This window comes from Aidingimonas halophila, assembly GCF_900106955.1.
In the GTDB taxonomy this organism is placed as follows: domain Bacteria; phylum Pseudomonadota; class Gammaproteobacteria; order Pseudomonadales; family Halomonadaceae; genus Aidingimonas; species Aidingimonas halophila.
In genome coordinates this window covers 362,572-385,936 of record NZ_FNNI01000005.1, presented here as the reverse complement: position 1 = coordinate 385,936, position 23,365 = coordinate 362,572, and the positions used below count along the sequence as shown (strand labels likewise).

The 23,365-nt window shown below is 55.9% G+C and carries 25 protein-coding genes and 1 tRNA gene; 24 read left to right on the top strand and 2 right to left on the bottom strand.

Translation table 11 applies throughout. The features are described from left to right. The first annotated feature begins 326 nt into the window (after positions 1 to 326). From BLW01_RS11910 to BLW01_RS11885, 6 genes are all read left to right on the top strand, one after another. Positions 327 to 1,733, top strand: a complete 1,407-nt coding sequence (locus tag BLW01_RS11910; protein WP_092569946.1) for a c-type cytochrome — start codon at positions 327 to 329, stop codon at positions 1,731 to 1,733. A 3-nt stretch (positions 1,734 to 1,736) separates the two neighbouring features. Continuing rightward, the gene (locus BLW01_RS11905; protein ID WP_092569944.1) at positions 1,737 to 3,518 is read left to right on the top strand and encodes a cytochrome c oxidase subunit I; all 1,782 of its coding nucleotides are present in this window, start codon (positions 1,737 to 1,739) and stop codon (positions 3,516 to 3,518) included. Continuing rightward, positions 3,515 to 4,183: a cytochrome c oxidase subunit 3 gene (locus BLW01_RS11900; protein WP_092569942.1), complete on the top strand. Its 669-nt coding sequence runs from the start codon at positions 3,515 to 3,517 to the stop codon at positions 4,181 to 4,183. Before BLW01_RS11905 ends, BLW01_RS11900 begins: the two co-directional genes overlap by 4 nt. 30 nt (positions 4,184 to 4,213) lie before the next feature. Further along, positions 4,214 to 4,924 carry a heme-copper oxidase subunit III family protein gene (locus tag BLW01_RS11895; RefSeq protein ID WP_092569940.1) on the top strand — a complete coding sequence of 237 codons (711 nt, stop codon included), beginning with the start codon at positions 4,214 to 4,216 and terminating at the stop codon, positions 4,922 to 4,924. 13 nt (positions 4,925 to 4,937) lie between these two features. Next, positions 4,938 to 5,255, top strand: coding sequence for a cytochrome C oxidase subunit IV family protein (locus BLW01_RS11890; protein ID WP_092569938.1), 318 nt, complete (start codon positions 4,938 to 4,940; stop codon positions 5,253 to 5,255). A 106-nt stretch (positions 5,256 to 5,361) separates the two neighbouring features. Beyond that, positions 5,362 to 5,438: transfer RNA gene (locus BLW01_RS11885), tRNA-Pro, on the top strand. Between the two features lie 132 nt (positions 5,439 to 5,570). Here the strand turns inward: BLW01_RS11885 and BLW01_RS11880 are convergent. Next, positions 5,571 to 5,936: a hypothetical protein gene (locus BLW01_RS11880; RefSeq protein ID WP_092569936.1), complete on the bottom strand. Its 366-nt coding sequence runs from the start codon at positions 5,934 to 5,936 to the stop codon at positions 5,571 to 5,573. 65 nt (positions 5,937 to 6,001) lie between these two features. On the opposite strand from BLW01_RS11880, the gene BLW01_RS11875 reads away from it, so the two are divergent. The 5 genes from BLW01_RS11875 (at position 6,002) to BLW01_RS11855 (ending at position 10,639) form a co-directional block, all read left to right on the top strand. Beyond that, complete coding sequence (locus tag BLW01_RS11875) at positions 6,002 to 6,175, top strand: DUF2970 domain-containing protein (protein WP_092569934.1); 174 nt, start codon at positions 6,002 to 6,004, stop codon at positions 6,173 to 6,175. A gap of 194 nt (positions 6,176 to 6,369) precedes the next feature. Further along, positions 6,370 to 7,476: a cytochrome c oxidase subunit II gene (gene coxB / locus BLW01_RS11870; RefSeq protein ID WP_217635527.1), complete on the top strand. Its 1,107-nt coding sequence runs from the start codon at positions 6,370 to 6,372 to the stop codon at positions 7,474 to 7,476. A gap of 62 nt (positions 7,477 to 7,538) precedes the next feature. Further along, positions 7,539 to 9,191 (top strand): cytochrome c oxidase subunit I, encoded by a 1,653-nt coding sequence (gene ctaD, locus BLW01_RS11865; RefSeq protein WP_092569931.1) that lies wholly within the window; start codon positions 7,539 to 7,541, stop codon positions 9,189 to 9,191. Positions 9,192 to 9,218: 27 nt separating this feature from the next. Next, positions 9,219 to 9,785 (top strand): cytochrome c oxidase assembly protein, encoded by a 567-nt coding sequence (locus BLW01_RS11860; RefSeq protein ID WP_092569929.1) that lies wholly within the window; start codon positions 9,219 to 9,221, stop codon positions 9,783 to 9,785. Continuing rightward, positions 9,782 to 10,639, top strand: a complete 858-nt coding sequence (locus BLW01_RS11855) for a cytochrome c oxidase subunit 3 (protein ID WP_092569927.1) — start codon at positions 9,782 to 9,784, stop codon at positions 10,637 to 10,639. The genes BLW01_RS11860 and BLW01_RS11855 overlap by 4 nt, the downstream gene beginning before the upstream one ends. A 53-nt stretch (positions 10,640 to 10,692) precedes the next feature. Here BLW01_RS11855 and BLW01_RS11850 read toward each other — a convergent pair whose 3' ends face one another. Then, positions 10,693 to 10,887, bottom strand: coding sequence for a DUF2909 domain-containing protein (locus BLW01_RS11850; RefSeq protein ID WP_092569925.1), 195 nt, complete (start codon positions 10,885 to 10,887; stop codon positions 10,693 to 10,695). 11 nt (positions 10,888 to 10,898) lie between these two features. On the opposite strand from BLW01_RS11850, the gene BLW01_RS11845 reads away from it, so the two are divergent. The 13 genes from BLW01_RS11845 to ihfA all read left to right on the top strand — a co-directional run bounded on the left by BLW01_RS11845 (position 10,899) and on the right by ihfA (position 23,331). Beyond that, positions 10,899 to 11,612 carry an SURF1 family protein gene (locus BLW01_RS11845; protein WP_229806418.1) on the top strand — a complete coding sequence of 238 codons (714 nt, stop codon included), beginning with the start codon at positions 10,899 to 10,901 and terminating at the stop codon, positions 11,610 to 11,612. A gap of 54 nt (positions 11,613 to 11,666) precedes the next feature. Beyond that, positions 11,667 to 12,188 carry a hypothetical protein gene (locus tag BLW01_RS11840; protein WP_092569923.1) on the top strand — a complete coding sequence of 174 codons (522 nt, stop codon included), beginning with the start codon at positions 11,667 to 11,669 and terminating at the stop codon, positions 12,186 to 12,188. A gap of 27 nt (positions 12,189 to 12,215) precedes the next feature. Next, on the top strand, positions 12,216 to 13,274 hold the full coding sequence (locus BLW01_RS11835) for a COX15/CtaA family protein (RefSeq protein ID WP_373294135.1): 1,059 nt from the start codon (positions 12,216 to 12,218) through the stop codon (positions 13,272 to 13,274). Continuing rightward, positions 13,267 to 14,184, top strand: a complete 918-nt coding sequence (gene cyoE / locus BLW01_RS11830) for a heme o synthase (RefSeq protein WP_092569921.1) — start codon at positions 13,267 to 13,269, stop codon at positions 14,182 to 14,184. Before BLW01_RS11835 ends, cyoE begins: the two co-directional genes overlap by 8 nt. 36 nt (positions 14,185 to 14,220) lie before the next feature. Beyond that, positions 14,221 to 14,697: a DUF2489 domain-containing protein gene (locus tag BLW01_RS11825; protein WP_092569919.1), complete on the top strand. Its 477-nt coding sequence runs from the start codon at positions 14,221 to 14,223 to the stop codon at positions 14,695 to 14,697. A gap of 276 nt (positions 14,698 to 14,973) precedes the next feature. Further along, positions 14,974 to 15,855 carry an OmpA family protein gene (locus BLW01_RS11820; RefSeq protein ID WP_092569917.1) on the top strand — a complete coding sequence of 294 codons (882 nt, stop codon included), beginning with the start codon at positions 14,974 to 14,976 and terminating at the stop codon, positions 15,853 to 15,855. Positions 15,856 to 16,114: 259 nt separating this feature from the next. Further along, positions 16,115 to 18,022, top strand: coding sequence for a threonine--tRNA ligase (gene thrS, locus BLW01_RS11815; protein ID WP_092569916.1), 1,908 nt, complete (start codon positions 16,115 to 16,117; stop codon positions 18,020 to 18,022). 75 nt (positions 18,023 to 18,097) lie between these two features. Beyond that, positions 18,098 to 18,637 (top strand): translation initiation factor IF-3, encoded by a 540-nt coding sequence (gene infC / locus BLW01_RS11810; protein ID WP_268244659.1) that lies wholly within the window; start codon positions 18,098 to 18,100, stop codon positions 18,635 to 18,637. A gap of 92 nt (positions 18,638 to 18,729) precedes the next feature. Then, complete coding sequence (gene rpmI, locus BLW01_RS11805; RefSeq protein WP_092569912.1) at positions 18,730 to 18,924, top strand: 50S ribosomal protein L35; 195 nt, start codon at positions 18,730 to 18,732, stop codon at positions 18,922 to 18,924. A 37-nt stretch (positions 18,925 to 18,961) separates the two neighbouring features. Then, complete coding sequence (gene rplT, locus BLW01_RS11800; RefSeq protein ID WP_092569910.1) at positions 18,962 to 19,315, top strand: 50S ribosomal protein L20; 354 nt, start codon at positions 18,962 to 18,964, stop codon at positions 19,313 to 19,315. 191 nt (positions 19,316 to 19,506) lie between these two features. Next, positions 19,507 to 20,526: a phenylalanine--tRNA ligase subunit alpha gene (pheS, locus tag BLW01_RS11795; RefSeq protein ID WP_092569908.1), complete on the top strand. Its 1,020-nt coding sequence runs from the start codon at positions 19,507 to 19,509 to the stop codon at positions 20,524 to 20,526. 34 nt (positions 20,527 to 20,560) lie between these two features. Further along, entirely contained in the window at positions 20,561 to 22,939 is a 2,379-nt protein-coding gene (pheT, locus tag BLW01_RS11790) for a phenylalanine--tRNA ligase subunit beta (RefSeq protein WP_092569906.1), read from the top strand. A gap of 86 nt (positions 22,940 to 23,025) precedes the next feature. Further along, positions 23,026 to 23,331: an integration host factor subunit alpha gene (ihfA, locus tag BLW01_RS11785; protein ID WP_092569904.1), complete on the top strand. Its 306-nt coding sequence runs from the start codon at positions 23,026 to 23,028 to the stop codon at positions 23,329 to 23,331. The last annotated feature ends 34 nt before the right edge of the window (positions 23,332 to 23,365 follow it).

Here is a 23,365-nt window from a genome sequence, read left to right as displayed (position 1 = left end):
CGAGTGTAAACTGTAGACCGGTCTGGGCCATGAACAACGCCTCCCTGCGTTGACCGAATGGGACTCAAGGCCGTCCTTCCATGGACGAGCGGCACTTTACCAAGCCCTGGCGCCTGCCGTCGTTGGCCGATCGATTAAAATCGTGTCAGAGATCTCTTACAAGATGATGTGTGGGGAGGGGCGATTAACTTGGCGTTGCTAGGCATATCTTCTCCTCTGATCGCTCGATGTTCCCTCCAGGGAAAATTGGCGACTGCCCGATGCACTCACTATATTCAGTGAATATAACCGCTTGTTAATGCCTTAACTCCCTACCGGGGGGGCCTATGGCAATCGCGCTAGTTTTGATCGTCATGGCGCTGGGATCGGTGGTTTTTTACTTTCTCAGCCCTTGGAACTTGACCCCGCTGGCGTCCAACTGGGGGGCCATCGACACGACTATCGATATTACCTTCGTCGTGACGGGGCTGGTATTCGTGGCGGTCAATGCCTTCATGGCATATGCGATTCTCCGTTACCGCTTTACTCGCCATCGACGGGCTCATTACGAACCGGAAAACAAGAAGCTGGAAGCTTGGCTGACGGGCTTGACGACACTGGGGATCGTCGCACTCCTGGCACCGGGACTGTTCGTATGGGGGAACTACGTCAATGTGCCGGACGACGCCCATGAAGTCGAAGTGATAGGACAGCAATGGCACTGGAGTTATCGACTTCCCGGTGACGATGGCCGTTTCGGCGATGTGCGTACGCGTTTGATCGATGAGGACAATCCGTTCGGTCTGGATCCTGACGATCCGGCGGGGCAGGACGATGTGTTGATCAATAGCTCGCATGTCAAGCTGCCGGTCGATCGCCCGGTGAAGCTCATGCTGCGATCCAATGACGTGATCCACAATTTCAAGGTGGCTCAGTTCCGCGCCAAGATGGATGTCATGCCCGGGCAGGTGTCTTACATGTGGCTGACACCCACACAGACGGGCAATTTCGAAGCCGTATGTGCGGAGCTTTGCGGCATGGCTCACTTTGCCATGCGTGGTCGGGTCGAAGTCGTGGAGCAGGGCGAATTCGAGGAGTGGGTCGCGCAACAGCCTACGTTCAGTGAACTGCACGAAGCCGGGGACGGTGATCCCGAGACAGGTGCGGAACTTTACGCCCGTTGTGTCGCCTGTCATGGCCCCCAGGGGGGCGGACGCCAAGAAATGAACGCGCCACGGTTGGCAGGGCTGGATGATGATTATATCGAGCGACAGTTACGCAATTTCCGTCAAGGCGCACGTGGAGAGCACGAGGCCGACCGGTTCGGCCAGCAGATGCGGCCGTTTGCGATGACGCTCGAGGACAGGGAAATGAACGCTGATGTGGCAGCCCATATCGAAACGCTCCCCGTCGAACCAACGCGTCCAACGATCATCGGTGATGCTGAACGCGGCGAACGTTTCTATCGTTCCTGTGCCAGTTGTCATGGTGCTGATGGCGAAGGGAGACGTGCTCTCAAGGCGCCACGTTTGGCCGGTATGAATGACTGGTACCTGGTTCGCCAGCTGCAACACTTCAAGGATGGCGTTCGTGGACGCCATCCGGATGACTGGTACGGCAACCAGATGGTCGATATGGCACAGATTCTGGTGGATGACGCCGCCTTGCGTGATGTTGTCGCCTACATTGGTACGTTATCCGGTGGTGAATCGTCACCTCAACAGGATTCCGAGCAGGCTCGGGCGGAGGAGTGATTCATGGGGGAGCGTGAATACGATGCCGGCGCCTATGTGCCGCCTGCCGAAACCGAAGAGATGGAGCTCGTCCATCCGAAAACATTCATCGGCAAGTATATCTGGAGCCAGGATGCCAAGGTCATCGCCATTCAATATGGCGTCACGGCAACCGCTATCGGCTTGGTAGCGCTGGTATTGTCGCTGCTGATGCGCTTGCAGCTGGGGTTTCCCAACGCCTTCTCGCTGATAGACCCCGGCGAGTACCTGCAGTATGTCAGCATGCATGGCATGATCATGGTGGTCTATCTTCTCACCGCCATCTTTCTGGGTGGATTCGGTAACTATCTGATTCCTTTGATGTGTGGCGCCCGGGATATGGTGTTTCCCTATCTCAACATGTTGAGCTTCTGGTTCTACTTTGCATCGGTGTTGATTCTGGTGGCCGGCTTCTTTGTTCCCGGCGGTTCGATGGGCGCCGGTTGGACACTGTATCCCCCTCAGTCGATCAGTGAAGGAACGCCGGGGTCGGAGGCTGGCATCGTCGTCATGTTGCTTTCGCTGGCGGTATTCATCGCCGGTTTCACCATGGGAGGCTTGAACTATGTGGTGACCGTGCTACAGGCACGTGCGCGCGGCATGACACTGATGCGATTGCCGTTGACCATCTGGGGGATCTTCATGGCGACGGTCATGGCGCTGCTGGCCTTTCCGGCACTGTTCGTGGCGGCCTTGATGATGCTTTGCGATCGCTTGCTGGGCACTAGCTTCTTCATGCCGGAAATGCTCAGCATGGGCGAAACGAGCGATCATGGCGGAGGGAGTCCGATCCTGTTCCAGCATCTATTCTGGTTCTTCGGTCATCCCGAAGTCTATATCGTGGCATTGCCGGCGTTCGGTATCGTCTCTGATCTGTTGGCCTGTCATGCCCGCAAGAACATCTTTGGTTACCGAATGATGGTATGGGCCATCGTCATCATTGGCGTGTTGAGTTTCGTGGTCTGGGCCCATCACATGTATGTCAGTGGGATGAACCCCTATTTCGGTTTTCTATTTGCCATCACGACTCTGATCATTGCCGTGCCAACGGCGATAAAAGTCTACAACTGGATATTGACACTGTGGCGGGGAAATATCCGTCTGACGGTTCCCATGCTGTTCGCGATCGGGTTCATTTTTACATTCGTCAATGGCGGACTGAGTGGTTTGTTCCTGGGGAACGTGACCGTGGATGTGCCGCTGTCGGATACCTATTTCGTGGTAGGGCATTTCCATATGGTCATGGCGGTGGCGCCAGTGCTGGTCATTTTCGGTGCCATTTACCACTGGTACCCCAAGATGACCGGCCGAATGCTCAATGACACGCTGGGCAAGGTGCATTTCTGGATCACTTTCCTGGGCACGTATGTCATTTACTACCCTATGCATTTCATGGGATTGGAAGGCGTTCCAAGGCGCTATTATGCCTATGGTGAGACCACGTTCATTTCCGACTCCGTTCAGACGCTCAACGTCGTCATCAGTATCGCCGCCTTTATCGTGGCACTGGCGCAGGTGCTATTCATCATTAACCTGGTATGGAGTTACTACCGTGGACGCGAGGCGGGGCCGAACCCTTGGCGGGCCACGACGTTGGAGTGGCAGACTGAGCACACGCCACCTCGTCATGGCAATTTCGGCCCCACGCTGCCACTAGTTTATCGCTGGCCATATGACTATTCGGTTCCGGGCAGTGGCGATGACTTCATCCCCCAGAATGTGGCGCCACAGGATACGAAGAAGCAGGCAGCGGAGGATCGGTCATGACTGTCAGTCTGGTTTTCCTGACGCTGTTGATGGTGACGTTCGGCGGATGGCTGGTATGGCCCTCTTTCAATGCCAGGCCCTGGGAATCCCAAGCGGTTGCGGAGGGGCCGGCAGTAACGCAGCCCGAGGGAATGACGGCAGGACGTGTCGGTCTGGTCGTTTTCCTGGCAGTGGTGACGTCTCTTTTCGCGTTGACGATCAGCGCCTACATGATGCGGATGGAAATCAGCGGTGACTGGCGACCATTACCGGTTCCCGGTTTGCTGTGGTTCAACACCGGGGCGCTGCTTCTGGGTAGCCTGGCGTTGCAGTGGGCCTGGAATGGCGCCCAGCAGGGAGATGATTTCGCACTGGAAAAAGGGCTCCTTGTCGGTGGCGTGGGCACGTGGGCTTTCGTGCTGGGGCAACTGGTGGTGTGGTATCAACTCATTGCGGCTGGTTACTACATGGCCAGCAACCCCGCCAACGCCTTCTTTTACTTGCTGACCGCCTTGCATGGCCTGCATCTGCTGGGCGGTTTGGTGGTATGGGCGCGATTGTTGGTGCGACGGCATCAGGGGGCTGCACCGGTGGCATTATGCTCTCGTATGGAGTTGTGCACGCTGTATTGGCATTACTTATTGGTGATCTGGTTCATTTTGTTCGGGCTGCTGTTGTTCGGCTGATGTCTCTCGTGGCCGGACCGGGAGGGAAGCATGGCCAGTACGAGGTCTCGTGAATCTCTCGTCGTCCCCGCGATAAAGCGGATGGTCGACGACTGGGCGTCGGATCAACAGACGTTCAAGCAGGTGCCGTGGGGCAAGGCGATGATGTGGGTGTTTCTGCTTAGCGACATCTTCATCTTTGCCTGCTTTCTGATCGGCTATATGACAGCACGCATGTCCTCGGCCGAGAGCTGGCCCAACGCCAGCGAGGTATTTGCCTTGCATGTCGGGGGTGAGAATGTGCCGTTACTGTTGATCGCTATCATGACATTCATCCTGATCAGCAGTAGTGGGACGATGGCATTGGCGGTCAAGTACGGCTACGAACGGGACCGTCTGATGACGGGAGGGTTGCTGGTATTGACTGCCTTGCTTGGTGTGTTGTTCGTGGGTCTGCAGGCATTCGAATGGACCAAGCTCATCGAGGAGGGGGTCAGACCCTGGGGAAACCCATGGGGCGCACCACAATTTGGTGCTGCCTTTTTCCTGATAACGGGCTTCCATGGAACCCACGTCAGCTTCGGTGTGCTGTTCCTGATCATCATGGCGATAAAAGTCTTGAGAGGCTCGCTGGACCATGAACGAGCCGGTTTCCTGACCGGGCGTCGAGGTCGATACGAGATGGTGGAAACCTTGGGTCTGTACTGGCATTTCGTGGATCTGGTGTGGGTCTTCATCTTTGCATTCTTCTATCTCTGGTAACGAGGTGGACGAGATGGCACATCATGACGGTCAACAGCATCCACTCAGCGTTTACCTTTGGGTTTGGCTGCTGCTTTTCGTACTGAGCGTACTCTCTTACTTCGTGGATTACGTCGGTTTCGAGGGCTATTTGAAGTGGACATTGATTACTGCCTTCATGCTGATGAAGGCGGGGCTGATCATGGCTGTATTCATGCATTTGGTGTGGGAGCGCCTGGCTATTATCAGTGTTGTTCTGGTTCCCCCGGGAGTGCTGTTGTTCTTTATGGGGCTGATGATTCTGGAGAGCCGCTATACGCTGCTGGCACGTTTGAACTTCTTTTCGCAGTGACGTCTGGTCGCGCCAAGTTTATGAAAGGAAAGCGCTAAAAGGGCTTTTCATTTGCCAGCAACAAAGGTAGTATACGCCTCGTTCAGCGGGTTCAGCCCCTGATTGCCGGAGCGTGGCGCAGCTTGGTAGCGCGCTGCAATGGGGTTGCAGAGGTCGCTGGTTCGAATCCAGTCGCTCCGACCACTATCGATCAAGGACGACACGATGGTAGCAATCGTGTAATAGGAAAGCCGCTTGAGGTCCTGACCCAAGCGGCTTTTTCATGTTCGCCGCTCCGTCAGGACCGATCAACTGCATGAAGTGCTGTCGCGAGAGTCATATTTCTTCCCATAGCCGCTCGCGAAATTCCCGGGAAAGTTCGGTTGCATGGGACATTTGCGTCACACCGGCTTCGGTGACCTGTTGCCATGCTTGCTGATAGCACTCACCGAGTTGCTCCGGATCGCGGTATGTCGTGGGATTCATCATACAGTTGACCAGCTTGCCACTGGAATCGGCACAGGCGGTCAGAAAATCGGCTTCGAATCGTACGGCATCCGAGACACTTTCCAACCATGCGAGTTGCAGTTTGAGCACGGGGGTAGCAGGATCCATGCAGTGCTTCAGCCAGAGGTTGACAAGTGGTTCTGACGTGGCGAATAGCTCGTGTGCGACGAAAGGAGTAGATTTGTCGGACGTCATAGCGATTATCCTCGCACAGAATCATTGAACCAATTGTCAGTATAGCGGAGTGTGATCGGGCCACCATGTGGAATGTGATCAAGTCGGTCCTGGCAGCGTTTTTTGGCGTACAGAAGGAGCGCCGCCGGCAAGAGGATTTTACGCATGGCGAGCCCATCAAGTTCATCGTGGTAGGGATACTGTTGGCAATCGTGTTAGTCGTCGTGATCGCGATGATAGCGTTGACGGTTGCCGGTTAGAGGATGTGTCTTATCTCCCGGTATTGATGGTAATGTCTGTGCGTTCGCGTTGTCCTGACCATCGCTGTGTGCAGGCTGGGCTCGTATGTTGTACTAGTAGAAAAGACTAATAGTCGAAGCGCTTAATTCATTGATATGTTGTCGATTGTCCTCGGCACGGGGCATAGATCAAGAACAAGGAGGGGCCGATGCGCATGGTGCTCGCTTGGGTGACGGGTATGGGAGCTGCTTTTTTGCTGGCTCCTGCGGTATACGCCAATGGCTGGAACATGCCCGTAGGGGTGACCGAGATAAGTCAAGACATTTACTCCCTGCACATGGCGATCTTCTGGATTTGTGTCGTCATCGGGGTCGTCGTGTTCGCGGTCATGTTCTACTCACTGTTCCGCTATCGCCGCTCCCAGGGCGCCAAGGCCGATAACTTTCATGAAAACACGACGGTAGAGGTCCTCTGGACGACGATTCCTCTCTTGATCCTGGTGGGGATGGCCCTTCCCGCCACAGCGACGCTTCAGAAAATGTATGACCCCTCGGGTGCCGACCTGGATGTCATGGTCACTGGCCAACAGTGGCGATGGCATTACGAATACCTGGATGAAGACATTTCCTTCACGTCGAGCATGAGTACACCTGGTACCCAGATTCGTGGAGAAGAGGAACGTGCCGACGAATACCTTCTCGATGTCGATAATCCACTGGTGCTTCCGGTGGATCAGAAAGTGCGGTTTCTTCTGACGTCGGATGATGTGATCCACTCCTGGTGGGTTCCCGATCTGGCCGTCAAGCAGGATGCCATTCCCGGTTTCGTCAATGAAAACTGGGTACGGATCGAAGAGCCGGGTATCTATCGCGGTCAATGCACCGAACTGTGTGGCAAGGACCATGCCTTCATGCCGGTCGTGGTTCATGCGATGGAACAGGATGATTACGAGGAATGGCTCGCCGATCGCAAGGAAGAGGCTGAAGCGGAAGCCAACAGCGTCGATCGTGAGTGGGAAATGGACGAGCTGATGGAGCGTGGAGAACAGGTTTATGGCTCTGTCTGCGCGACTTGCCACCAGGATGACGGCTCTGGTTCTGGGGAATTCCCGGCATTGGCCGGCAATGAAGAGATGCTGGATGATGTCGATTGGCATATCGATGCTGTCGTCAATGGGGTCTCGGGAACGCCCATGGCGGCCTTTGGAGGCAATCTCAATGCGGTCGAGCTAGCCTCTGTTATCACTTATGAGCGTAATGCCTGGGACAATGATACGGGTGATGTCGTGCAACCATCGGAAATCCAGGAGCTGCTCGAGTAGCTCGCCTGCCTTTCCAACGAGGATATGGTTCTGAATATCATTGATTGAACAGGAGATTCCCGATGGCCCCGAAGTTACCGCCACAACATACGCTGGAACAAAGTTCTGCAACGACGACAGCAGGTCAGGCCCAGGAGCATGATCATCATCATGGAGGTCCTACGGGTATCAAGCGCTGGCTGTTGACGACGAACCACAAGGAAATTGGCACGCTTTATCTGCTCTTCTCGCTGTCAATGTTCTTTATCGGCGGGATATTCGCATTGGTGGTGCGTGCCGAACTGTTCCAGCCGGGACTGCAACTGGTGGAGCCTGAATTCTTCAACCAGATGACCACCATGCATGGTCTGATCATGGTGTTCGGTGCCGTGATGCCGGCTTTTGTCGGTCTTGCCAACTGGATGATCCCGTTACAGGTGGGCGCGCCTGACATGGCGCTGCCGCGGCTGAACAACTTCAGCTTCTGGCTGCTGCCGGTGGCCTTCGGTTTGCTGCTGTCGACTCTGTTCATGCCTGGTGGCGCACCGAATTTCGGTTGGACGTTCTATGCGCCGTTATCAACGGACTATGGCCCTCCATCAACGACGTTCTTTATCTTTTCACTGCACATTGCCGGTATCAGCTCGATTCTGGGTGCCATCAACATCATTGCCACGATTCTCAACATGCGTGCACCGGGCATGCGAATGATGGACATGCCGCTGTTCGTCTGGACCTGGTTGATCACGGCGTTTCTATTGATTGCGGTCATGCCGGTTCTGGCGGGTGTCATCACCATGATGCTGATGGATATCAACTTCGGCACGAGTTTCTTTGATGCCGGCGGTGGGGGAGACCCGGTACTCTTTCAGCACCTGTTCTGGTTCTTTGGGCATCCTGAAGTCTATATCATGATCCTGCCGGCGTTCGGCATCGTCTCGGCCATCGTGCCGGCATTCGCCCGGAAGCCGTTGTTCGGCTATGCGTCGATGGTATATGCAACGGCTTCCATCGCCATTCTGTCATTCCTTGTATGGGTGCATCACATGTTCGTGGTGGGGTTGCCGTTGGCGGCCGAGCTATTCTTCATGTACACCACGATGCTGATTGCCGTACCGACGGGCGTGAAGGTGTTCAACTGGGTAACGACACTGTTCCGTGGTTCGATCACGTTCGAAACGCCCATGCTGTTCGCGTTGGCATTCATCGTGATGTTCACCATCGGCGGGTTTTCTGGCCTGATGCTGGCGATCGTGCCTGCCGACTTTCAGTATCACGACACCTATTTCGTGGTTGCTCATTTCCACTATGTGCTGGTGCCTGGCGCGGTCTTCGCGATTATTGCCGGGGCGTATTACTGGCTGCCCAAATGGACAGGACACTATCCGGATGAGCGCCTTGGGCGTTGGCATTTCTGGTTGTCGGTCATTGGTGTCAACCTGACGTTCTTCCCCATGCACTTCTCGGGACTGGCGGGCATGCCTCGCCGCATCCCGGACTATGCGCTGCAGTTCGCCGATTTCAACATGGTGTCGAGTATCGGGGGATTCATTTTCGGTGTATCGCAATTGCTGTTCATCGCTGTATTGATCAAGTGTGTGCGTGGCGGAGAAAAGGCGCCAGCCAAGGCATGGGATGGTGCCGAGGACCTGGAGTGGACCGTGCCTTCCCCGGCGCCGTTGCATACCTTTGAAACGCCGCCTGATTTGACATCCCAGGCACCACAACGGCACTAAAGGGCCGGATTACTCGGGAGACGACTCGTGACTCCGGTCCAGAAAACGGTGACGCGTACAGTGGTTGTGTTGATAGGCATGTTCTTTTTTGCCTTTGCCTTGGTGCCGCTGTACGACGTTTTCTGTCGAGTGACAGGGCTCAACGGCAAAGCGGCCAACCAACCTCAAGCCATGAGCAATGAAGAGGCGGATACGTCGCGTTATGTCACGGTTCAGTTCATAACGCGTTCGTCGAAAGGACTGCCCTGGGAACTTGAGGCGTTGACGCGGCAAGTGCGAGTGCATCCCGGTCAACCGACAGAGGTCGAGTTCGCGTTTACCAACAACAGTGATGATGATGTATGGGGACGAGCGGTACCTAGCGTGACACCCTCGGAAGCCTCGTTGCATATGCGCAAGCTGACGTGTTTTTGCTTTCAGGAGCAACTGATCGGGGGAGGGGAGCGGATAGAAATGCCGCTGGTATTTCAGCTCACCAGAGATTTGCCCGAAGACATCAATACCGTGACGCTGGTGTATACCTTATATCCGGTGGATAACGACAACGTATCTCAGCAGGTTCAGACGACTTCGCTTGAAGGAGGTGACGCATGAGTGGCAGTTACTACGTTCCCGAGACCAGCAAGTGGCCGGCTTTAGGGTCGGCTGCCGTTGGCTTGATGATGATCGGGATGGGCGTTGTGCTGGTTCATGGTGTCGGTAGCTTGGTTCTCGGGCTCGGGACTGTCGCTGTGCTTGCCGTGATGTGGTTCTGGTTTCGCGATGTCGTGATCGAGTCGCGTCAAGGGCTCTATGACGCTCAGATGGATCGCTCTTTCCGGTGGGGGATGGGGTGGTTCATCTTCTCAGAGGTGATGTTCTTCGCCGCGTTTTTCGGCACGCTTTATTATGTGCGTGTCTTTGCGCTGCCCTGGCTCGATGGCGAGGGGGCCAAAGGCATCGCAACACTACTGTGGCCTGACTTTACTGCCAGCTGGCCTCTGATGAACCCGCCTGACAGCAGTATCAGCGGGCCGCGTGACATCGTCAGCCCCTGGCAGCTGCCCCTGGTCAATACGCTTTTCCTCGTCGCTTCCAGCATCACGCTGACCGTATCCCACGAAGCGCTTAAGGAAGGCCTGCGTGCTACGGCACGGAACTGGCTGATTGTCACTCTGGCATTGGGTGCCTGCTTCCTGGTGGTCCAGGGGGTCGAATATTACGAAGCCTATACGCATTATGGGATTACGCTGGATGCCGGTATTTATGGCTCGACCTTCTTTCTTTTGACGGGATTCCATGGATTCCATGTCACGGTCGGCGTGGTGACCTTGGCTGTCATGCTTGGGCGCATCCTCAAGGGACATTTCAGTCGTGATGACCATTTCGCCTTTGAAGCGGGTGCCTGGTATTGGCACTTCGTCGATGTCGTATGGATCGGCTTGTTCCTGTTCGTCTACGTCTTCTGACACGGTGTTGAGCCGGACGCTGTTGCGGATTCGGGCGACAGCGTCCGATGTTCTCAGCCGGCAGCGAGGTCGCCGAAATAGAACCCGTATACGAGCAGAACGAGTAAGATGCTTGCAGTGGCGACACGTAGCTTGAGAGAGACAAGCACGCGCTTGGATCGACTGTCGTCATGTAGCAGGAAACCGGCACCGGCTGCCAGGCTCGATACCATGATGACAAAAGCTAACGCTATCAATGCTTTCAGCATGAGGGCTCTCCGTGAGTGGGCATTCTGCCAATGTACACCATCGCACTCGACATACCACCCTGAAGCGGGTGTGGTGGATCGGCTGGAGCCTACTGGTGGCGCTTGGCATCAGTCTCGGACTATGGCAGTGGCAGCGGGCTGAAGACAAGCGCGAGTACCTTGACGAACTGGCTGCTGCTCCTCGTCTCGAAGCGCCTGCCGAAACGCCGCCTGCCGGTTCGGAAATTATCCTCGAAGGGGAGTTCCTCGGCGAGCATTCCCTGTTTCTTGATAATCGGATCGTTGATGGGCGTGTCGGAGTGGCTGTCTTGACGCCGTTTCGTTCCGGGGACGGCCGTTTATGGCTGATCCAGCGGGGGTTCGTGGCCACTGATGCGCCCCGGGAAAATCCTGAGGTGTCAACGCCGGATGGGACCGTCGAAATAACGGGGCAGTGGCAACCTGCCAGAGACCAGGGACTATTGTTGGGGGATAATCGCGAAGGGCAGCGTTTGCAGCAGATTGATCTGATCGCTTGGGAGGGGCTGGGGAATTTTGCTCATGAAGGTTGGGTTCATCAGCAGCAAGGGCCTGGTCAGTTGACTTCATGGTGGGAGCCGAGTGTCATGCCTCCCAGTCGCCATTTCGGCTATGCCGCCCAGTGGTGGGGGCTGTCACTGGCTGCACTGATTGCGATGTACGTTGGCGGCAGATATCTGGGGCTGGGTAAGCAGGCGTCGTCTTAACAGTCGACGCCTGCCATGGTTTTCATCGAACGTGGATAAAAAGAGACTGAGTGAATGACGTATTTGGCTCGTCAGCGTTGTAAGTTGCTGGCCTTGATCGGTGTATTTGCCGCGCCGCTATTGGCGGCTTGGGTAATGGTTGAGCTTCGGATCGGAATTCCCGATTCAAAAACGGCTCATGGACAACTTGAGCCGGATCATCCTGTGTTCGAAGAGTGGCCGGTCAGCTCAGTGACGCTGAACGGCGAGGATTGGATGCTGGTATTCGACTGTTCCATCGACTGTTCCCAACAAGCGGACCGCTGGTGGCGTCTTCACCGAGCATTGGGGCGGGAAGCGCCCCGGGTGTCTCGTTTGCGTATCGGCGGCGATGCCGGAGAGGCCCTCCCTGGCGAGCAGCGAGCGCAGTGGACACGCACTCCTGAGTGGCACTCTGAGGGACAAGTGTGGGTACTGGATCCTGAAGGTAAGCCCGTGTTGAGCTATTCGTCCGATGTGTCGACCGAGGATGTGCTGGACGATATTCAATTGTTGCTGGAGACCAACCCTGAACCGCCGGGTGGCGCGGACCGTTGATCTTGGGATGCCTTTGAGGGGAAAGAAATCGTGTTCAAGTCAGGATCGCGTCGTCATCTGCTCGTTGCATTGAGCCTGGTTGGTACCGTCATGACCGCCATTGTCGTGTTGGTCGGGGCGTGGACTCGTCTGACCGACGCGGGATTGGGGTGTCCGGACTGGCCGGGATGCTACGGACGCCTGGTCGTGCCGGATGCGGGCGTGGCCCAGGCCCATACACCGGATTCACCGCTCGAGCCGTTCAAGGCCTGGGTGGAAATGTTCCATCGCTATATAGCATCGCTGCTGGGGGTGATCGTTTTGGCCTTGGTCATGTTGGGCCGTTCCCGGCGGAACGACGCAGGCTACCCTTGGGGGGTGAGCTTGGCGCTCTTGATGGCCATCGTGGTTCAAGGGGCTTTTGGCGCCTTTACTGTGACGCTTAAACTATGGCCTCAAGTGGTGACGCTACATTTGTTGGGTGGGCTGGCAGTGATGGGATTATTTCTCTGGCTCCACCTGAGGCTGCGACGTTATGCCCGATCGATCTCCAAGGAGGGAGAAGGTATAGTATCGGCGCCTCGACGCCTGTCCCGCTGGTGGGCTGTAGCGATTGCACTGTTGGTCGCTCAATTGGCATTGGGTGGCTGGACATCGAGTAATTACGCCGGTATGGCGTGTCAGGGGTTCCCTACCTGCAATGGGGAATGGTGGCCATCGATGGACTGGAGTGAAGGATTTCACCTGACGCAGACGGTTGGCCCCAACTATCTTTATGGTCAGTTGCATGCCGATGCCCGCAGTGCCATTCATATGGGGCATCGTCTCGGTGCGTTGGCACTGGGGATAACATTATTGATGTTGATATGGCGACATTGGGGAGTGCGACAATTACGACCGATACTACTGCTGTTGTTCGCCGTGTATGGTGGACAAGTACTGATTGGTGCGCTCAATGTCATCTGGTGGCTGCCCTTGAGTCTGGCACTGGTCCATACCGCCGGCGCCTTGTTGATGGTGGCAATGATGGTATTGGCAGTTTGGCAAGCACGCGGGATCGGGCAACCCGGACGATCCAGTGCGATGGGAGAATGCGTGAATGCGTGATGCAGTAGCCGACGATACTCTCAAGATGGAGTCGTCGACCTGGTTGTGGCGTGATTTCTTGACCTTGTGCAAACCGCGTGTCGTCGTCGTCATGCTGGTTTGCAGCATGGTAGGGATGGCGTTGGCTACGCCGTCGCTGCCGCCGGCTGCGGCCGTGACTTTCGGGTTGACGGGAATCGGGTTGGCAGCCAGCGGCGCAGCCGCATTCAACCATATTCTCGACCGACGTCTTGATGCGATGATGATACGGACGCAGGAGCGTCCGCTGGTCACTCGCCGCCTACCGACATCGCTTGCCTTGCTTTGGGCCAGTCTTCTCTCGGTGCTTGGTATTGGTCTTTTGTGGTGGCAGGTCAATGCATTGACGGCCTGGCTGACCTTGGCGTCGCTGATCGGTTATGCATTGATTTATACGGCGTTCCTTAAGCGCGCCACTCCTCAGAATATCGTGATCGGTGGTGTAGCCGGTGCAGCCCCCCCGTTGTTGGGCTGGACTGCCGTGACCGGCCAACTGGGGCCTGAGCCATTGTTGTTGATGCTGATCGTCTTTGCCTGGACACCGCCGCATTTCTGGGCGTTGGCCATACACAAGCGGGATGAGTATGCCAACGCCGGCGTCCCGATGTTGCCGGTCACGCATGGCGATGCTTTCACGCGTCTGCAGGTCTGGCTGTATGGCTGGCTGACGGTTGCCGTGACCCTGTTGCCCTTTGCCATTGGCATGAGTGGTCTGCTGTATCTGGTGGGTATCGTTCTTCTCAATATCCGTTTCATGATCTGGAACTGGCGTGTCTGGCGCGGTCATGACCCCCAGGCGCCGATCAATGCGTTCTGGTATTCCATACGTTATATCCTGTACGTCTTCGGGGTCTTGTTGCTGGATCATTATGCAGCGATCTGGTTGTGGTAACACGCCAGTTCTACGATAAAGGGGACACACTTTTTCATGAGTCCTGTTATGGCTTGGGGGCTGTTGGCGGTAGCCATTCTGGTTGTCGTCGGGTTGAGTCTTTATGCGCTTCGCTTATGGCGCGAGGTCAAGCGTAGAGAAGCATTCAAGCGAGATGAAATAAATCGTGCCAATCAGCAATGCCTGGAAAGCCTGGATGCTATTGCCAAGGCTATGCTCGACGATCAGGTCGATCTAACCGAGGGCGCCCTGCGATGCAAGGTATTGCTGGAAATCATCGATCCGGATCTGACGGATCAGGATCGATTCCGTGTATTTGCCGAGACATATGCGCGTACATCGCATCTTCATACTCATTCGTCGAGGCTGGCGTTATCACCGCGGGATCGTATGAAGGAAGATCGTGAGCGTCTGGCGATCGAATCCGAGCTGGATGCCACGATCAGAGAAGCCGCTCGTGAAATTCTGGCATTTAGGGCCAATTGGTTGAGTCGGGAAGTCAATACATCGTGATACCACGTTGTGGATGACCCTTGCATGGTGTAATGGGCGGGCTGACCTAAAGGATTAAAGGATTGCTGCTGGTCATGATATAGTCATGAGTCACATATAAGCACTAGCCGAATTCGATTAAATGTGCTTTCTTTGCGGTGTGAGGACGAAATTTATTGTCCTGCAAAAGGGTTCCGTTTTCGCGGGACCCTCTCGGTAACTCAGGATCGCGACTAGCCGGGGTATGACTAGCAAACCTGGGGTTACGACTAGCAGAATGTTAAGAAGGAGTCTTACATGAAAAAATCTTCGACTGGCTTATTGCTCGGCTCTGCACTGGTTGTCGGCCTATCCGGCTGTGCCAGCTCAGCATCTCAGTCCTCAGGCCAAGGGAGTGGCAATTCCGCAAGTGACCGGGCCTGGTATCAGCATCCGGCTGTTTGCGGTCTGGCAGGGGGACTGATTGGCGGTGGCATTGGCTATGCCACCAGCAGTAGCTCCGATGAGGAGGCAGGCGTGGCCGTTGGTGGTACCGCCGGCGCGACCATCGGCGGACTGCTGTGTGCTGATAACGAGCCGGAACCTGAAGTGGAAGAGTGCCCGAGTTATGAGGGCGAGATTCCGGCAGGTGTCGCCAAGGATGCGGAGGGGTGTCCGCTCGATTCCGACGGTGACGGTGTCCCCGACTTCCGTGATGAATGCCCCGGAACCCCCTCAGGCGTTGAAGTGGACTCCAAGGGCTGCCCGCTTGATTCCGACGGTGACGGTGTCCCCGACTTCAAGGATCAATGTCCGGATACACCGGCCGGTGAAGAAGTCAATGCCCTGGGCTGCCCCGAGAGCCTTGTCCTTCGTGATGTCAACTTCGAATTCGACTCTGCTCAATTGACACAGCAGGCCGAATCGATTCTTGATGAGGTTGCCGAGCGCCTCGTGGCCAATGAAGGTGTTCGTGTCAGCATCGAAGGGCATACGGATGCGGTCGGTTCCGCCGAGTACAATCAGGACTTGTCTCAGCGTCGTGCTGAATCGGTCGTGGACTATCTCGAGTCCCAGGGCGTCGATAGTGATCGCATGCGTGCCCGCGGTTACGGTGAGGAGCAACCCATTGCTTCCAACGAAACCGATGAAGGTCGTGCGGAAAACCGTCGCGTTGAACTCGACGAGTGGACTGATTGAGTGCCACGCTGATACGGCACATCCGTTCCCGATATCGAATCGGGTAGGAAGAGTGTATGGGGCGCCTTCGGGCGCCCCATTTCGTCATTATTGCGTGGCGTCATGACGCCTCGATCTGATAGAGTCCCCGTTCTCATCTGTCTGGTGATCCATGGCTTCTGGCCGGGATACCATGATCGAAATGACTGCTTACAGCTATTCTTTGATCGATTGCAAGTGATCCTTGGTGTGGATCACCACTGCGTTAAGGATTTGACTAATGCCCATTGTGACTCTGCCTGATGGCAGCCAAAGATCATTCGAGGACTCTCTCAGTATCATGGACCTGGCCGAGTCCATCGGCCCCGGCCTTGCCAAGGCCTGCGTGGCCGGAAAGATTGATGGCGTGCTCGTTGATGCCGCTGATGTGATTGACCATGATGCCGAGGTGTCAATCATAACGGCTCGTGATGACGAAGGACTGGAGATCATTCGACACTCCTGCGCCCATGTTATCGGCCACGCAGTCAAGCAGCTATATCCCGATGCCAAAATGGCGATTGGTCCCGTGATCGGCGATGGCTTCTATTACGATATCGATTTCGGCCAGTCGGTCACTCCTGATGATCTTGAGCGCATCGAAGAGCGAATGAAGGCGCTGATCGACCGTCATTACGATGTCGTTCGTGAATACGTCGATGCTGACAAGGCGATGGCTACGTTCGTTCAGCGCGACGAACCCTATAAGCAGGAGATCGTCAGGGATATTCCCGAAGGGGAAACGATCCGCCTGTATCATCATGAAGAGTATGTCGACATGTGCCGTGGCCCGCATGTGCCGAATACCCGTCATCTGAAAGCATTCAAGCTGACGAAACTCGCCGGAGCCTATTGGCGTGGTGATTCCGAGCGTCCGATGCTGACTCGAATTTACGGTACCGCCTGGAGTGACAAGAAACAGTTGAAGGCCTACCTCCAGCGCTTGGAAGAGGCTGAGCGTCGCGATCATCGTAAATTAGCCAAGAAAATGGATCTCTTCCACTTGCAGGAAGAGGCGCCGGGAATGGTCTTTTGGCATCCCAATGGCTGGGCTCTCTACCAGGCTCTCGAAAGCTATATGCGTCGCGTACAGCGCGAACATGGCTATCAGGAGATCAAGACGCCTCAAGTGGTCGATCTGTCACTGTGGCAGAAATCGGGTCACTGGGGGCACTATAGCGACCTGATGTTCACGACCGAATCGGAAAAGCGTCAGTTTGCGGTCAAGCCGATGAATTGTCCCTGCCACGTGCAGGTGTTCAATCAGGGGCTCAAGAGTTACCGCGACCTGCCACTGCGTTTGGCGGAGTTTGGAAGCTGCCATCGCAATGAACCGTCTGGGTCGTTGCATGGATTGATGCGCGTGCGTGGATTTACTCAAGACGACGCACACATCTTCTGTACGGAAGCCCAGATACAGGCAGAGGCGGAAGCGTTCATCAATCTGACGTTGAAGGTCTATAAGGAACTTGGCTTCGAGGATGTCGAGCTCAAGCTGTCGACACGGCCCGAAGAAGATTTCCTCGGGGAGCCGGCTCTCTGGGACCGGGCCGAGAAGGGGCTGGAAGCGGCACTGAATGCAACGGGACTGGAATGGGAGCTTCAGCCGGGTGAAGGCGCGTTTTACGGGCCGAAAATCGAATTCGCGTTGCGTGATTGTCTTAACCGGGTCTGGCAGTGCGGTACGCTTCAACTGGATTTCAACCTGCCAGGTCGCCTCGGTGCTCAGTACGTCGACGAAGATGGGGATCGCAAGACCCCGGTCATGTTGCATCGCGCCATCCTGGGGTCCTTCGAGCGGTTCCTGGGTATCCTGATCGAGCATTATGCGGGGGCGATGCCCTTATGGCTGGCACCTGAGCAGGCGGTGATACTGACCATCACTGACGCACAGCATCATTATGCGCGTGAATTGGAGCAGCGATTGCAAAAAATCGGTCTGCGCGTCAAGGCGGACTTGAGGAATGAGAAAATCGGCTTTAAAATCCGCGAACATACGTTGCAGAAAATACCTTATCTTCTCGTAGCGGGAGATAAGGAAGTTGAAACCAATACGGTGGCTGTGCGTACCCGGAGTGGCGAGGATCTCGGAACCTTTTCGGTCGATGAGTTGGTCGCCAAGCTGGAAGCCGAGCAGGTTCCATGCTAAACCTGTGGTGGTGAGTCGCGAACGCCCTGGCCATATTGGTTCTGTGTCAACGTCAATCAACACGGAGATGTAACGATCAAGCGGAATAACCAGCAGCGTGGACGTCAAGACAAGCGTCCCCCAATGAATGACCGTATCACCGAAGACCAGGTACGTCTCATCGGTTCGGATGGCGAACAGTTGGGTATTGTTCCTACCAGTGAGGCATTAGAGAAAGCTGAAGAAGCTGGTATGGATCTGGTACAGATCTCCAATGCCGATCCTGTGGTCTGCAAGATCATGGATTACGGTAAATTTGTCTTCGAGCAAAAAAAGCAGAAAGCGGCTCAGAAGAAAAAGCAGAAGCAGATCCAGGTCAAGGAAGTCAAATTCCGACCTGGCACCGACGAGGGCGACTACCAGGTGAAACTACGTAACCTGATCCGTTTCCTCGAAGGTGGCGATAAGGGCAAGGTGACCTTGCGGTTTCGTGGCCGTGAGATGGCACACCAGGATATCGGCCGCAAGCTGATGGAACGGATTGCCGATGATCTCGATGAACTGGCAACAGTCGAGTCCTTCCCCAAGATGGAAGGCCGTCAGATGATCATGATCCTTGCCCCCAAGAAGAAGTGATCCAATGGCAGGTTAACGGGCATCCATCTTGTGTGGAAAGGTGGGTGTCGGCCTTGGGTTTTCTGAAAAACGTCCGAGTGGAGTTGTCCCTCATGCCGAAAATCAAGAGTAACAGCGGCGCTGCCAAGCGCTTCAAGAAGTCGGCTCACGGTATCAAACATAAGCAGTCGTTCCGTAGCCATATCCTGACCAAGAAGTCCACCAAGCGTAAGCGTCAGCTACGTGGGATGAAACAGGTTCATGATGCCGATCGTGCCCTGATTCAACGCATGCTGCCGAAACTTTGATCCTTGGTTTGAATTTCGCTAACGTCAGGAGAAAGCTATGACTCGTGTCAAGCGTGGTGTCGTTGCACGTCGCCGTCACAAGAAAGTGTTGAAGCAGGCCAAGGGCTACTATGGTGCTCGTTCCCGGGTCTTCCGTGTTGCCAAACAGGCTGTCATCAAAGCAGGGCAGTATGCCTATCGTGACCGTCGTCAGCGCAAACGCCAGTTCCGCGCATTGTGGATTTCCCGTATCAATGCGGCCGCCCGTCAGAATGGCATGTCATACAGTCGCTTTATTGCCGGCTTGAAAAAGTCGGGAGTCGAGATCGACCGAAAAGTGCTTGCCGATCTAGCCGTTCACGAGAAAGCCGCGTTTGCGGCCATCGTCGAGAAGGCCAAGGCTGCTCAATAAGGGTGGATAGGTGTCATGGCGTTGCCGTGTCACAACCAGCCGTGCATATACGGGGGAAGAGCAGCTGCTCTTCCCCTGTTTCGTTTCGGTGAGTGTTCGGCTCACTAACATCGTTTTTACACGTTTGTCAGATCAACGCTGTGCTGACTTTTTCTCCATTTGAGTCGGCCAGCCCGTTCGGAGCTTAACGGATGGACCACCTTTCCAAATTGGTCGCCGATGCCCGTAGCGCGATTGCCGAGGCTCAGGATATGGCATCCCTCGACGAAGTTCGGGTACGTTACCTCGGCAAGAAAGGCGAGATTACTTCACTGCTCAAAGGGTTGGGACAATTGCCTCCCGAGGAGCGTCCGGCGGTTGGTGAGCGTATCAACCAGGCCAAGCAATCGCTTGGTGATGAGTTGGAAACGCGTCGGCAATCCCTGCAGCAGGCCGCATTGCAGGCCAGGCTGGAGGAAGAAAGTGTGGATGTAACCTTGCCTGGGCGTGGTCAGATCAATGGCGGTCTTCACCCCGTCACCCGAACCCTTGAGCGTATAGAAGGGCTGTTTACTCGGGTGGGATATGACGTCGCCGTGGGGCCGGAAATCGAAGATGACTATCACAATTTCGAGGCGCTAAATATTCCGGCGCATCATCCTGCTAGAGGCATGGCCGATACCTTCTACTTCGATGCTACGCGGTTGCTGCGTACGCATACCTCGCCGGTACAGGTTCGGACCATGAAAAGCCAGGCGCCGCCGATTCGGATCGTATGTCCCGGACGCGTTTACCGGAGTGATTCTGACTTGACGCACACGCCGATGTTCCACCAGGTCGAGGGGCTGTTGGTCGATGAAGATGTCAGCTTTGCCGACCTCAAAGGTACGATCGAGGATTTTCTGCACGCTTTTTTCGAGCGTGACGACCTGTCCGTGAGGTTTCGTCCTTCCTATTTTCCGTTCACGGAGCCGTCGGCTGAGGTCGATATCCAGTGTGTCATGTGTAACGGAGAGGGGTGCCGTGTGTGCTCTCACAGCGGCTGGCTGGAAGTGATGGGGTGTGGCATGGTGCATCCCGAAGTGTTCCGACACTCCGGAATCGATGCGTCCCGATATACCGGCTTCGCCTTTGGCATGGGTGCCGAGCGTCTGGCCATGTTGCGCTACGGCGTCAATGACTTGCGCCTCTTTTTCGATAACGACCTGCGCTTCCTGCGTCAGTTCGCTTGATCGTCAACCGGATTAGTAGAAGACAGGATTCGTCATGAAGTTTTCCGAGCAATGGTTGCGGGAATGGGTCTCACCGGACTTGTCGACGCAGCAACTGGCTGACCAGATCACCATGGCTGGGCTTGAAGTGGACAGCATTACCCCGGTTGCAGGGGAGTTCTCCCGGGTCGTCGTGGCTGAGGTGACTGATAAACAGCAACATCCCGATGCTGACAAACTGAGTGTTTGTCATGTCGATGACGGTAGCGGCAAGACGTCTCAAGTGGTTTGCGCTGCTCCCAATGTTGCCGTCGGACAGAAGGTGCCTTTTGCTCGCGTTGGCGCCGTACTGCCGGGGGGGATCGATATCCGGGAAACACGCCTCCGCGGCGCCGAATCACAAGGCATGATCTGTTCGGCATCCGAACTCGGCCTTAGCGAGGAAACCTCGTCGGGAATTCTGGTACTGGCTGGTGATGCGCCGCCAGGAGCGGATTTTCGCGAATGGATGAGGCTAGAGGACACCTCGATTGAAGTCGATCTGACACCCAACCGCGGTGACTGCCTCAGCATTCAGGGGTTGGCCCGGGAGATAGGTGTGCTCAACCGATGCGACGTTGCGGGGCCGGCCATTGATCCCGTGCCGGCTGAGCACGAGGAAACGTTCGGTATCAATGTGGCTGATCCGGAACGCTGTCCACGGTATGTCGGGCGAGTCATCAAGAATGTCGACGTGACAGCCGAGACGCCGCTATGGATGCTGGAGAGGCTGCGGCGGAGCGGTATCCGGTCCATTGATCCGGTTGTCGATGTCACCAACTATGTGATGCTCGAACTGGGTCAACCGATGCATGCCTTCGACCGTGCCAACCTCCATGAAGGGATTGAAGTCAGAGGGGCGCGCTCCGGAGAGACACTGGTATTGCTCGACGGACAAGAAGTCTCGCTCGATGAGAATACACTGATCATTGCCGATGGTAAGGGGCCCTTGGCGATTGCCGGGGTGATGGGGGGGGAGAACTCCGGAGTCAATGTCGAGACCTCCGACATTTTTCTCGAGTCCGCCTTCTTCACACCCTTGGCGATTGCCGGCCAGGCTCGCCACTATGGACTGCATACTGATGCGTCCCACCGTTTCGAGCGTGGCGTCGATCCCCACTTGGCGAGGCTTGCCGTGGAGCGTGCCACGACACTATTGTTGTCCATCACGGGGGGGGAGAGCGGTCCCGTCACGGAGGTGATGGATGACGGGCAAATGCCGTCGCCGGCATCGATGACATTGGGGGCGGCTCGTCTTCGTCAGGCACTGGGCACCGAGCTGGAGGGTGTCGATGTGGTTGATATCCTCACTCGTTTGGGTATCCAGGTGGCTGAACGCGCGGAGGGATGGTCGGCCGTTGCCCCTAGTTGGCGTTTCGATATCGCGATTGAAGAGGATCTGATCGAGGAAGTCGCCCGCATTCATGGTTATAACCGGTTGCCCGTCCGGCGTCCCGCTGCCCGTCTGGCGTTGCGTGCCGATGACGAGGACCGCTTGACACTTGCTCGACTGCGCCGCCAGATGGTGGCACGCGGTTTTCAGGAAGCGATTACCTACAGTTTCGTGGCCCCCGAACTGCAGCAAACGATGTTGCCTGATGCCGTGGCACCGGCGTTGGCGAATCCGATTTCCAATGATATGTCGGTGATGCGGGCCAGCCTGTTTCCTGGGCTGATCAAGGCTCTGGAATACAACCTCAATCGTCAACAGCATCGTGTGCGGCTGTTCGAGACCGGTCTGGTTTTCCGTGGAACACTGGATGACTTGCGTCAGGAGTCGATGCTGGGAGCCGTGGTCAATGGCCGCCGTGATCCCGAAGGGTGGTCGGCTGGGACTCGGGATGTCGACTTTTTCGATCTCAAGGGGGATCTGGAAAGTCTCTTGTCGCTGGGCGATCCCGAGGCATGGCGATTCGAGCCGGCACAACACCCGTCACTGCATCCCGGCCAGAGTGCCCGGATCCTTCGCAAGGGAGAACCAGTCGGCTGGATCGGGACCTTGCATCCCGCTGTCAGGGGGCAGCTGGGTCTGAAGACCGATGCGGTTCTCTTCGAAGTCTCCCTTGATGCGTTGACGCGAGGGCAAGTGCCAGCGTTTCAGCCTCTGTCACGTTATCCGGAAGTCCGTCGTGATCTGGCCTTGCTGGTGGATGAGCAACTGCCGGTTCAGGCATTGCTGGATTGTTTGCATGAAGCCGCTGGTGAATGGCTCAGTGAACTTCGCCTTTTCGATGTCTACCAGGGCAAAGGGGTATCCGATGGGATGAAGAGTGTCGCGTTGGGCTTGACCTGGCAGCATCCTTCACGCACGCTCAATGATGATGAAATCAATCAGTTAGTCGATTCCATCGTCGCTCAGACAGGGGAACGTTTTGGTGCTCGGCTCAGAGGCTGAGTCACCGAACCATCCGGTTTGGCTGAGACGGTGGATGGAACACGGTATTGCTGAATTGAACGATATCCACCACGAGGGAATGACCCATGGGCGCGTTGACCAAAGCGGAACTGGCGGAACATCTGCATGTCGAATTGGGGCTCTCCAAACGAGAGGCCAAGTCGATGGTGGAATGCTTCTTCGAGGAGATTCGTGGCTGTTTACGTGAGAACGAGCAGGTCAAGCTATCCGGGTTCGGTAACTTCGACTTGCGTGACAAGCGTGAAAGGCCGGGGCGCAACCCCAAGACCGGCGAGGAAATTCCTATTTCCGCAAGGCGAGTGGTCACTTTCCGGCCTGGCCAGAAGTTGAAGAGCCGGGTTGAAGACTTCGATGGCGAATTGCGCCGTTGATGTGACATCGCTTTAACCCGTCAGGGCGGAGCCG

Bases quoted from the DNA above. Each gene is read 5' to 3' on its own strand.
- BLW01_RS11910 (WP_092569946.1), top strand. From the start codon at position 327: ATGGCAATCGCGCTAGTTTTGATCGTCATGGCGCTGGGATCGGTGGTT.
- BLW01_RS11905 (WP_092569944.1), top strand. From the start codon at position 1,737: ATGGGGGAGCGTGAATACGATGCCGGCGCCTATGTGCCGCCTGCCGAA.
- BLW01_RS11900 (WP_092569942.1), top strand. From the start codon at position 3,515: ATGACTGTCAGTCTGGTTTTCCTGACGCTGTTGATGGTGACGTTCGGC.
- BLW01_RS11895 (WP_092569940.1), top strand. From the start codon at position 4,214: ATGGCCAGTACGAGGTCTCGTGAATCTCTCGTCGTCCCCGCGATAAAG.
- BLW01_RS11890 (WP_092569938.1), top strand. From the start codon at position 4,938: ATGGCACATCATGACGGTCAACAGCATCCACTCAGCGTTTACCTTTGG.
- BLW01_RS11880 (WP_092569936.1), bottom strand. From the start codon at position 5,936: ATGACGTCCGACAAATCTACTCCTTTCGTCGCACACGAGCTATTCGCC.
- BLW01_RS11875 (WP_092569934.1), top strand. From the start codon at position 6,002: ATGTGGAATGTGATCAAGTCGGTCCTGGCAGCGTTTTTTGGCGTACAG.
- coxB (WP_217635527.1), top strand. From the start codon at position 6,370: ATGGTGCTCGCTTGGGTGACGGGTATGGGAGCTGCTTTTTTGCTGGCT.
- ctaD (WP_092569931.1), top strand. From the start codon at position 7,539: ATGGCCCCGAAGTTACCGCCACAACATACGCTGGAACAAAGTTCTGCA.
- BLW01_RS11855 (WP_092569927.1), top strand. From the start codon at position 9,782: ATGAGTGGCAGTTACTACGTTCCCGAGACCAGCAAGTGGCCGGCTTTA.
- BLW01_RS11850 (WP_092569925.1), bottom strand. From the start codon at position 10,887: ATGCTGAAAGCATTGATAGCGTTAGCTTTTGTCATCATGGTATCGAGC.
- BLW01_RS11840 (WP_092569923.1), top strand. From the start codon at position 11,667: ATGACGTATTTGGCTCGTCAGCGTTGTAAGTTGCTGGCCTTGATCGGT.
- cyoE (WP_092569921.1), top strand. From the start codon at position 13,267: ATGCGTGATGCAGTAGCCGACGATACTCTCAAGATGGAGTCGTCGACC.
- BLW01_RS11825 (WP_092569919.1), top strand. From the start codon at position 14,221: ATGAGTCCTGTTATGGCTTGGGGGCTGTTGGCGGTAGCCATTCTGGTT.
- BLW01_RS11820 (WP_092569917.1), top strand. From the start codon at position 14,974: ATGAAAAAATCTTCGACTGGCTTATTGCTCGGCTCTGCACTGGTTGTC.
- thrS (WP_092569916.1), top strand. From the start codon at position 16,115: ATGCCCATTGTGACTCTGCCTGATGGCAGCCAAAGATCATTCGAGGAC.
- rpmI (WP_092569912.1), top strand. From the start codon at position 18,730: ATGCCGAAAATCAAGAGTAACAGCGGCGCTGCCAAGCGCTTCAAGAAG.
- rplT (WP_092569910.1), top strand. From the start codon at position 18,962: ATGACTCGTGTCAAGCGTGGTGTCGTTGCACGTCGCCGTCACAAGAAA.
- pheS (WP_092569908.1), top strand. From the start codon at position 19,507: ATGGACCACCTTTCCAAATTGGTCGCCGATGCCCGTAGCGCGATTGCC.
- pheT (WP_092569906.1), top strand. From the start codon at position 20,561: ATGAAGTTTTCCGAGCAATGGTTGCGGGAATGGGTCTCACCGGACTTG.
- ihfA (WP_092569904.1), top strand. From the start codon at position 23,026: ATGGGCGCGTTGACCAAAGCGGAACTGGCGGAACATCTGCATGTCGAA.